Annotated in this window: 11 protein-coding genes and 1 pseudogene; 9 read left to right on the top strand and 3 right to left on the bottom strand. The window is 32.3% G+C overall.

What is annotated here, in order from left to right; translation table 11 throughout:
• The first annotated feature begins 175 nt into the window (after nt 1-175).
• The 5 genes from ACR0QS_RS07785 (at nt 176) to ACR0QS_RS07765 (ending at nt 3,539) form a co-directional block, all read left to right on the top strand.
• Nucleotides 176-874, top strand: coding sequence for a flagellar filament outer layer protein FlaA (locus ACR0QS_RS07785; RefSeq protein WP_432632875.1), 699 nt, complete (start codon nt 176-178; stop codon nt 872-874).
• 28 nt (nt 875-902) lie between these two features.
• Nucleotides 903-1,589, top strand: a complete 687-nt coding sequence (locus tag ACR0QS_RS07780) for a flagellar filament outer layer protein FlaA (protein ID WP_432632873.1) — start codon at nt 903-905, stop codon at nt 1,587-1,589.
• Between the two features lie 144 nt (nt 1,590-1,733).
• The gene (locus tag ACR0QS_RS07775; protein ID WP_432632872.1) at nt 1,734-1,883 is read left to right on the top strand and encodes a hypothetical protein; all 150 of its coding nucleotides are present in this window, start codon (nt 1,734-1,736) and stop codon (nt 1,881-1,883) included.
• 12 nt (nt 1,884-1,895) lie between these two features.
• A complete protein-coding gene (locus tag ACR0QS_RS07770; protein WP_432632871.1) occupies nt 1,896-2,705 on the top strand; it encodes an ankyrin repeat domain-containing protein in 810 nt (269 codons plus the stop codon).
• A 27-nt stretch (nt 2,706-2,732) separates the two neighbouring features.
• Nucleotides 2,733-3,539, top strand: a complete 807-nt coding sequence (locus tag ACR0QS_RS07765; RefSeq protein ID WP_432632870.1) for a RecB family exonuclease — start codon at nt 2,733-2,735, stop codon at nt 3,537-3,539.
• On the opposite strand, the gene ACR0QS_RS07760 is transcribed toward ACR0QS_RS07765, so the two are convergent.
• Entirely contained in the window at nt 3,532-3,858 is a 327-nt protein-coding gene (locus ACR0QS_RS07760) for a cupin domain-containing protein (RefSeq protein WP_432632869.1), read from the bottom strand. The genes ACR0QS_RS07765 and ACR0QS_RS07760 overlap by 8 nt on opposite strands.
• A 60-nt stretch (nt 3,859-3,918) precedes the next feature.
• Entirely contained in the window at nt 3,919-4,575 is a 657-nt protein-coding gene (locus ACR0QS_RS07755; RefSeq protein WP_432632868.1) for an HAD family hydrolase, read from the bottom strand.
• A 94-nt stretch (nt 4,576-4,669) separates the two neighbouring features.
• On the opposite strand from ACR0QS_RS07755, the gene ACR0QS_RS07750 reads away from it, so the two are divergent.
• From ACR0QS_RS07750 to ACR0QS_RS07735, 4 genes and pseudogenes are all read left to right on the top strand, one after another.
• The gene (locus ACR0QS_RS07750) at nt 4,670-6,097 is read left to right on the top strand and encodes a PTS mannitol transporter subunit IICB (RefSeq protein ID WP_432632867.1); all 1,428 of its coding nucleotides are present in this window, start codon (nt 4,670-4,672) and stop codon (nt 6,095-6,097) included.
• A pseudogene (locus tag ACR0QS_RS07745) lies at nt 6,097-7,221 on the top strand (mannitol-1-phosphate 5-dehydrogenase); the annotation flags it as partial. The gene ACR0QS_RS07750 and the pseudogene ACR0QS_RS07745, both read left to right, overlap by 1 nt.
• A gap of 153 nt (nt 7,222-7,374) precedes the next feature.
• Nucleotides 7,375-8,118 (top strand): glucosamine-6-phosphate deaminase, encoded by a 744-nt coding sequence (locus tag ACR0QS_RS07740; protein ID WP_432632874.1) that lies wholly within the window; start codon nt 7,375-7,377, stop codon nt 8,116-8,118.
• Nucleotides 8,119-8,388: 270 nt separating this feature from the next.
• On the top strand, nt 8,389-8,514 hold the full coding sequence (locus ACR0QS_RS07735) for a hypothetical protein (RefSeq protein WP_432632866.1): 126 nt from the start codon (nt 8,389-8,391) through the stop codon (nt 8,512-8,514).
• Between the two features lie 33 nt (nt 8,515-8,547).
• Here ACR0QS_RS07735 and ACR0QS_RS07730 read toward each other — a convergent pair whose 3' ends face one another.
• On the bottom strand, nt 8,548-9,273 hold the full coding sequence (locus ACR0QS_RS07730; protein WP_432632865.1) for a PorT family protein: 726 nt from the start codon (nt 9,271-9,273) through the stop codon (nt 8,548-8,550).
• Nucleotides 9,274-9,521: the final 248 nt, after the last annotated feature.

Below are 9,521 nucleotides of genomic sequence, written 5' to 3'. Positions count from 1 at the left end.
TTATATTATAATTATCACTAATAAAAAAATATAATTGATTAGCTATAAATATCAAGGAGAGTGCGCTATGAAATTTTATAGAAGTATGCAGGATATACCTCGCTGCCTCATAATCGCTTGTTTATTCATAAGCATAAGTTCGTTTATTGTTTATGGACAAAATCCGAGTATCTACATGGAAACTAGATTACTCTACAACTTTGAAACATTGGACGAGTGGCAGCCTATATCTAATGGAAGTCGTTTCTTGTTTACGGGAGAAAGGACAAATGAAAACGGTGTCGTAATGAAATATCCGAATATGAGATTATTTGCGACAAAACCGTTCGGTATGGGAAATCAGGGATATAATTCCACGAATTCGCTATCGGTAAGCGTTTCGTTTTTTAGAAGGTCTTATAACTTCTTTGATTTAGTTCCTACCGTTCAGAAAATTATACCGGGAAAAGCTCAAACTTTTGATGTATGGGTATGGGGTGGAAATTACGATTATTCGATTGAGATGTTATTTTCCGATTACCTCGGTTACACTCATACTTTGCCTTTGGGTTCTTTAAGGTATATCGGTTGGAAGAATTTAAGCACGGCGGTTCCGACTTTTATTCCTCAATCCGAACCTTATGTTCCGAGAGCAAAAGGTTTAAGATTCTTGAATTTCCGTTTCTGGGCTTCGCCTGAAGAAAGAGCGGATAATTTTGTGGTATTGTTGGATTATTTCCAAGTTGTTACCGACACATTTAGAGAATCTTATGACGGTTCGGACATCGAAACTACTCTTGGACAAGAAGTTGGCGGAAGTTCTTCCGAACAATATACGGAAGGCGGCGCTAGGGTAGTCGGCGAAGACGAAGGCGAAAATACGGAAGAGCAATAATAAGTTAATGTAAAGGAGAGAATATAAAATGAAAAGATTAAGTATTTTAATAACAATGTTAATTTTAACCGTTGCATTCTTGTTATTTGCTCAAGATGCGGCTGAAGAAAACGGAGAAGAAGGCAATAATAATTTTGTTACCGAATCTATCACTAATTTTGTTATAGACAACTTTGAATTTGCCAACACTTGGCAAGGTTCTATACCAAGAGATTTCGGTTTGATAAATATTATTCGCAGAGAAGGCGGTCCTGCCGATGTGGTTGCAGAAGGGGAAGAAGAAAATAGATATGTTCTTGGCGCTAAAATAGAATATTTTAGAACGGGCTATCCTTATTTTTCAATTACGCCTCCAAGACCAGTAAAAATACCGGGCTATACGAAAGAGATAAGCGTTTGGGTTGCGGGAAGAAATCATAATAACGCTATGAGTTTCTATATTTACGATATAAATGGAAAACAGCAATCCATAGGAAATGTTTCTCTTAATTTTGTAGGATGGAAAAATGTAACGGTTCAAGTTCCAGCAAATGTTAAGCAGGAAGATTTCAGAGGACAGAGAGAGCAGGGAATTAGCTTTATGGGTATATTTATTAAGGTAGACCCAAGAGATTCTTATGGCAAATACTATGTCTATTTCGATAATTTGGTAGCCAAAACGGATATGTATTTGGAAACTTACAGAGAAGAAGACGACCCGCTTGATACTTGGTAAAAATTAAAAACGAATAAGCAAATTTTGAATTGGGAAGTAAATTATATTTATTTCCCAATTTTTTATTTTAAATTAAATATTTATAAAAATTGAAATTAATTTGATTATAATATATTATAAAATTAAAAATATTAGGAGATAAAAATGTCCATTACAAATAAATTGTTAATAGCTGGCTTTATACTTCTTTGTATTTATGCGATTATAAGCAGAATAGTTAATAATAGAGATAGAAAAAATAATAAGGATAACGAGATAAATAAAAATGAAAATGATAAAGAAAATAAAGATTAGGAAAATTATTTTATGAAAAAAATCAAAAGCGCTAAAATAATTTTAATAATTTTCTTTATAATTTCATTTAATTTATATTCTCAAAACGATAATACTTTGGAATTTTTTTCGGCAATAGAAAATGGAAATATTGAAAAAGTAAAGGAAATAGTAAAATCTGGAATCGATGTAAATATAGCGGATAAAGATAACTGGAGCGCATTGCATAGAGCCGTTCAAGTAAATAAAATAGAAATAGTCAAAGAATTACTTTCGCATAAGAAAATAAATATTAATCCAGTTTTACCAGAAGGAACAATATTGGATAATAACGGTAAAAAATGGTTTGCGGACGGTGAAACTCCTTTATTACTCGCTTCATTTTACGGATATTCCGATATAGTTTTGCTTCTTCTTAATTATGGAGCGAATATACTTGCAAAAGACAATATAGACGGAGCTATGGCGATACATATAGCGGCGGCGAGAGGAAATACGGAAACGGTTTCGGCAATTTTGGAATCTTATTCTGCAAGAAATAAAAATATCTCAAATGTTTCGGACAATACGGGAACAACTCCTTTAATGTGGGCTGCTATGAATAATCAAATTTCCGTTATGAATTTACTTTTAAAATTTGACGCGGATATTGACGCTCAAGATGATGACGGATGGACGGCGCTACATTTTGCCGCGGCTTCCGAAAGTTATAAAGCTGCGGAACTTCTTATTAATTATAAAGCAAACGCCGATATAAAAAATTTAGACGATAAAAAACCGATAGATATTGCTTCAGATAAAGATATACAAGATTTATTAAACAAATATACAAAATCGGAATAATTTATTTTAAGCGAATATTTAATAATTATGGAAACGAAAAAATTACAGAAATTCAGCGAATACAGTATGGGAACTTATTTACTATGTCCGAAAAAATACAGATACATTTATATAGAAAAACTTTTTAAAAAACAAAAAAGAAAAGTCAACGAATATTTTATTTTTGGAAATATCGTTCATTTAACTTGCAAAGAATTCTATCAAAAAAGAGCGGAAGACCGTTCGATAGAAAATCTTTATAATATATTCAGAGAATCATGGAAAAGAAGCGGAATTAGAGCATTTTTCAAAACGAGAGAAGAAGAAAAAGAATTGGGAGAAAAAGGATTGTATATGCTTTCCAATTTTTATAATTCATTTGGGCAAAAAGTCCCGTATTTAACCGAACATTATATGGAAAATATATTTAAAGATTATATCTTTTTTGGAAGAGTCGACAGAATAGATTTATCCGCGGATGGAACTTTGCAAATCGTAGATTATAAAACGAATAAATATTTTGATGTCGGAGAAGACAACGAAGAGCGAGAAAGAAAAACTATGCAGCTAAAATTTTACGCTTATCTTTTAAATAGTTTGAAATCAAATGTCACGAGCGCGTCCTATTATTATTTTGCCGAAGATAAATTTGATACCGTTGAATTTAATCAAGAATCCGCAAATTATTTGAGAGAATGGTTTGACGAGATAATCAACGATATAAGATACGATAAAATTTTTGAAAGAAAATTTGGAACTCATTGTAATTTTTGCGATTTCTATAAATTATGCCATGAAATAGAAAACAATTCTAACGATAATACGAATATTGAAAACGAAGAATTATTTAAATAAAAACCAGTAATAAATTCGATATTCCATTTTCCGCCATACCAACCATTGAATGAACCGAATGAGGTTTCACTCTTATAATTTCGCCTTCTTCCACATCGACAATTTCTTCTTCCACAGAATATCTAACTTTTCCCGTAAGAACGATTACCATCTCTTCCGTAGGATGCTCATGATAAGGAATTAACTGATTAGTTTTTTGCCTAACCGAATAAACAGTATAACCTTTATCGGCTAAAGTTTCTATAAGTTTTTCATCGTCCTTTATACAATCGAACTCTTTTTTTGTCGTGGATTTATAATAATATTTTTGCTCGGTCATTTTCGCCCTCATTATATATGAATTTCGGCTTATAAACCTATAAAATTTAATGAGGACTAATTAATTAATTTCTATATAATCGAATATTTGATTTATTTTATTAAGAATTATATCCGCTCCTTTTTCTAATAATTCTTCTTTACCGTAGCTGTTCGTTATTGCCGCAATTTTTATTCCCGTTTTTTTAGCGCCTTCGACTCCCGCTAAACTGTCTTCGAATATTAAAACATTTTCTTTTTTGAGATTGTTATTTAATTTTTTCAAAGTTTCAAAAGCGTTCAAAAATAAATCTGGTTCGGGTTTAGCTTTTAATTTTTCGTTATGGCAGGAATAATCTTTAATATATTTAGAAAAACTTTTTTTATTCGATATATTTTTTACATAATCAATATCGCTATTCGAGGCTATGACGATATTTATATTTTTTAATCTTTCAAGAGTTTCCATTACTCCGTCAAAAGTTTCCAAATCGGTTTCTATAATTTTATGGAAATAATTTGCCGTTTCATCAAAAAAATTATCTGGAACATAATGAGACTTAATTAAAATATTATACATATCCTGCGTTTGATAGCCCGCCATAGATTCAAAATCTACATCCTGAAGAACATTCATTTTATTTGCAGTCGTAATCAAAGATTTTGTATAAAGAGTTTCGCTGTCGACTAATGTGCCGTCAAAATCGAATATCGCCGCTTCCAATTTAATTTTATTCATAATTAAAACCTAAATATAATACATTTTAAAATATATTTGATAATAAATTTTGTATATGGTATAATAATAAAAATTAAATTTCAAGAGGTATTGTATGAATCTTGACAAGATACAAAAATTTGGAAGATATTTAAGCAATATGGTTCAGCCCAATATAGGAGCTTTCATAGCTTGGGGATTGATAACTGCGTTTTTTATACCGACTGGATGGTTTCCAAACGAGACTTTAAATAAACTTGTAAGTCCTATGCTAACATATTTATTGCCTATTCTTATAGCTTATTCGGGCGGAAATATGGTTTACGGGCATAGAGGAGGCGTAGTCGGTTCTATAATGGCGGCGGGAGTTATAGTAGGTTCGAGTATTCCAATGTTTTTGGGAGCAATGATAACGGGACCTTTGGGCGCTTTCCTAATAAAGAAATTAGATGAAATTATAAGTCCTAAAATTCCTACGGGATTTGAAATGCTAATAAATAATTTTTCCGCGGGCATTTTAGGTATGATTTTGGCGATAATATCTCTATATTTGATAGGACCAGCCGTAGAAAGCATAAGCAATGTTTTATCGGGCGGAGTTCAAAAATTAGTCGATTTAAGATTGCTTCCTTTGGTTTCAATTATAGTAGAGCCTGCAAAAATATTTTTCTTAAATAACGCTATAAATCATGGAGTATTTTCTCCAATCGGAGTTCAGCAAGTTACGGAAGCGGGAAAATCAATATTCTTTACTATAGAAACTAATCCAGGACCGGGACTCGGAGTATTGCTTGCATATTCGATATTCGGTAAAGGAGGTTCAAAAGCAACGGCGCCAGGAGCTGCTATAATACATTTCTTCGGCGGAATTCATGAAATATATTTTCCTTATATTTTAATGAATCCTATATTGATTATCGCTTTGATAATCGGAGGAATGAGCGGAATATTAACAACTTTAATATTAAACGGAGGTTTGACTGCTGTGCCTTCTCCAGGTTCAATAATAGCTATGCTTGCCGTTACTCCAAAAGGCGGTTTTATAGCGACTATAGGAAGTGTATTAATTTCTGCGGTTATAACTTTTTTACTCGCTTCAATATTCGTAAGAAAATCTAAAGCGGAAGGAAATTTGGAAGAAGCAATTCAAAAAAGCAAATCGAATAAAAATTTGAATTCCAATAACACGGAAATTAAAGAAGAAATTAAATCTCAAGCAAATGAAATTAGTTTTGAAGACGCGTTAAAAAATAATATAAAAATTAATAAAATTGTAGTTGCCTGCGATGCGGGTATGGGTTCGAGCGCTATGGGAGCGACTATGCTTAAAAAATTAGCGCAAGAAAAAGGAATTGAAAATATAACTATAGTCAACTCTGCAATATCCAATTTGGACGACAGCGCCGATATAATAATAACTCAAAAATCGTTAACTACTTTGGCAAAAGAAAAAATGCCTCATAAAATACATTTAAGTATAAATAATTTTATGGATAAAAATTTTTATAACGAAGTTTTGGAGAAAATAAAGGAGAATAAATAATGTCTAAAAAAATGATACAAATAGGAGCGGGAAATATCGGAAGAGCCTGCATCGGAAGATTATTTCATCAAGCGGGCTATGAAATATATTTTTCGGATGTAAATCTTGAACTTATTTCTATGATACATGAAAGAAAAGAATATAATGTTAGAATGGTTGGGAAAGATTTTGACGAAACGATAAAAATAGATAATGTCGATAAAGTGCCAGAAGATAGCGAAGAAATTAAAAAATTGGCTAACGAAATAGACATTATAACTACGGCGGTAGGAGTGAATATACTTCCAAAAATCGCTCCTTTTATCGTAAATATAATAAACGCTAGATACGAAAGTCAAAATAATAATCCGCTAAATATAATGGCTTGCGAAAATACTACGGGAGCGTCTTCAAAATTGAAAGAAAGCGTTTACGAAGCGCTTGACGGAAATATTAAAGAATGGATTGAAGGCGAGAAAAAAATAGTATTTCCAAATGTTGCGATTGACTGCATAGTTCCAACTATAGTAAACGAAAATCCTTTAACAGTTACTTGCGAAAATTTTGCCGATTTAATAATCGACAGAGCGGTATTTATAGGAGATTTGCCTTATGTTGAAGGTTTATCTTTAAAAGAAAATTTGAACGCTTATATCGAAAGAAAATTATTTACTTTGAATACGGGACATGCTATTACGGCATATTTGGGAGCGGAAAATAATAAAGAAACCGTATTTGAAGCGATAAACGATAGCGAAATTAAAAATATCGTATATGGAGCGATGGAAGAAAGCGGAGAGGTTTTGATAAGAAGGCATGGATTTGGAAGATTCGAGCATGAATCGTATATTCAAAAAATATTAAGCAGATTCTTTAATCCTTATTTGAAAGATTCCGTTTTTAGAGTAGGAAGAGAGCCAATGCGTAAACTTTCTTATAACGACAGATTAATAAAGCCAATACTCGGAACTTTAGAATACGATTTGAAACATGATAATTTGCTTAAAGGCGTAGCTTCCGCATTTAAATTTTATACTCCAGAAGATACGGAGAGCGTGGAATTAAAGAAAATCCTTGAAAGCGAAAAACTTGAATACGCTATTTTAAAGATTACGGGATTAAATATAAATAATGAGAAAGAAAAAGAATTATATGACGAGATATTTAATCTCTTAAAACCTGCAGAATCGAATCAAATAGAACAAATTGAAAATAAAAAAATAACCGAAAATAAAAAATTAAACGAAAAAATAAATAATAAAATAAAAAACAATAATGAAAAAAAGGAACAAAATAAAATGAAAGTTATAATTGCAAAAGACGGAAATAAAGTTGGAATGAAAGTTGCGGCGGAAATAATAAATTTATTGAAAGTGAAAAAAGACGCCGTTTTGGGACTTGCCACTGGAGGAACTGCCGAAGTAGTTTATCCTCATTTAATAAAATCTTATAATAAAAAAGAAATAGATTTTAAGAAAGTAAAAACTATAAATTTGGACGAGTATAAAGGGCTTGACGGAAAAAACGAACAGAGCTACAGATATTTTATGGATAAAAATCTTTTCGAGCATGTGAATATAGAAAAGAAAAATACTTTTGTGCCGAAAGGAATCGGAGATAAAGAAAAAAATCTTAAAGAGTTTAACGATAAAATAAATAAACTCCCGAGAGATTTGCAATTATTGGGAGTGGGACCAAACGGACATATAGCGTTTAACGAACCGAACGATATTTTGCATGCCGATGCGTTATGCGTGAAACTTGACGCAAAAACCATAAAAGCGAATTCAAGATATTTCAAATCGGAAAAACAAGTTCCTAAAGAGGCTTTCAGTATGGGAATGGGCGGAATATTGAAAGCGAAAAAAATAGTTATAGCGGCTATCGGAAAAAATAAAGCGTCAGCGATAAAAGAATTGCTTTTGAACGATAAAATAACCACGAAATGCCCTGTAACTTTTTTGAAACTGCATAGCGATGTTACCGTAGTTATTGACGAAACGATAGCGAAAGCGATAGGTTATAAAAGTAGCAAAAAGTAAATTGTAAAATAAAAAACCGAGCCTTTAATAAAAAACAACGAAAGAATTTTTATTCCGTTATTCGCCGTAGGCGTCCCTGCGGGAACGAGCGACTGAAAGGAAGCGAAGTAACCCAATTAAAATAAAATTTTATTTTAAAAATTTAACTTTGTTAATAGTGGATTGCTTCAGGCTATGCCTTCGCAATGACGGGATAAATAATATTGAAATGACGGTGCAAAAATAATTGTCATTACGAACGAATGAAATGAGTGAAGTAATCCACAAAAAATGAAATTTAATTATATTTGGATTGCTTCGGCTATAAATAGCCTCGCAATGACGACTTTTAAAAAAACAACGGACGAAGTTAAAAAAATTGGGCGAGGAGAATTCCCCGCCCGCTTGAATGTGTGAATTAGAATTATATTTTAATTGAAAAAGATTTTTTTACGCTTTCGGTCCAAATCTAAATCCTAACTGAAGCCCAAAATCAAAAGCGTTTCCGCCCAATTTTAAATCTCTAACTTTCGGACCAAAACTTCCGCCCAAATAGAATCCGAAATTCATGCCGATTTTATCAGTGAAGAATAAATAATAATCGAAAGTGAATTTCATGTAGCCGATAAGGGCAGGAGAGAATAAATCAACTATATCTTGTCTTTTAAGAGTTACCGTATCTATACCGTCTTCTCTGTTTAGGTCTGCATTCCAAACTCCATAACCATACCTTAAATTTGCAACTGCAGGAATTTTAACTCCTCCGCCAATTCCTAAAGCTATCGTTCCTTTTCCAACTCCAATATTGAATTTTGGCAGTAGTCCTAATTTTAAACTATGATAACTTCCGTCTAGCGTCCATCCGCCACCGCCAGTTGCCGTTGCGCTTTCGCTGCTATAATTATACCAATCCCAAATATAACCCAATTCAGCCAAAATGCTTATTCCGAAACCTTCTTTGACTTGGAACATATATCCGATTTGAGCCTCAACTCCCGCGTCAAATCCTCCGTAATTTTTCTCTAGCCCCAAATCTTTAGTTTCCCTGTTTGGAAATGCAATGTTCATTCCAAAAGGCACATTCAATATAAACTCGAAACCGCTTGCCGCAAATGCCGATGTTCCGAGCGCCATCGTCATTGCCGTAATTAGAAGAATTTTTTTAATGTTTTTCATTTTTTTACTCCTTGATGAAAAAATTTTTTATTTATAACAAAATTGGGTTTCTTCTTTCCCAATAAGTTATCGAAACCAAAATATCCGCAAAGAACGGACAAAATATAAATTGATTTAATGAAAAGATTTTTGCAATAGAAAAGCCGAGAAAGTTTAAATGATTGGCGTAACGTAACGTAACGTAACTGCACCGTTTTTAATCATTTAACCCTCTCTTTTAAAATTTCTTTTTTCGTTAATTTAATTAA

The sequence above is a fragment of the Brachyspira sp. genome (genome assembly GCF_050873525.1).
GTDB lineage: Bacteria > Spirochaetota > Brachyspiria > Brachyspirales > Brachyspiraceae > Brachyspira.
Note: the sequence above shows the minus strand (reverse complement) of the source record. Positions and strands in the feature narration are given on the sequence as shown.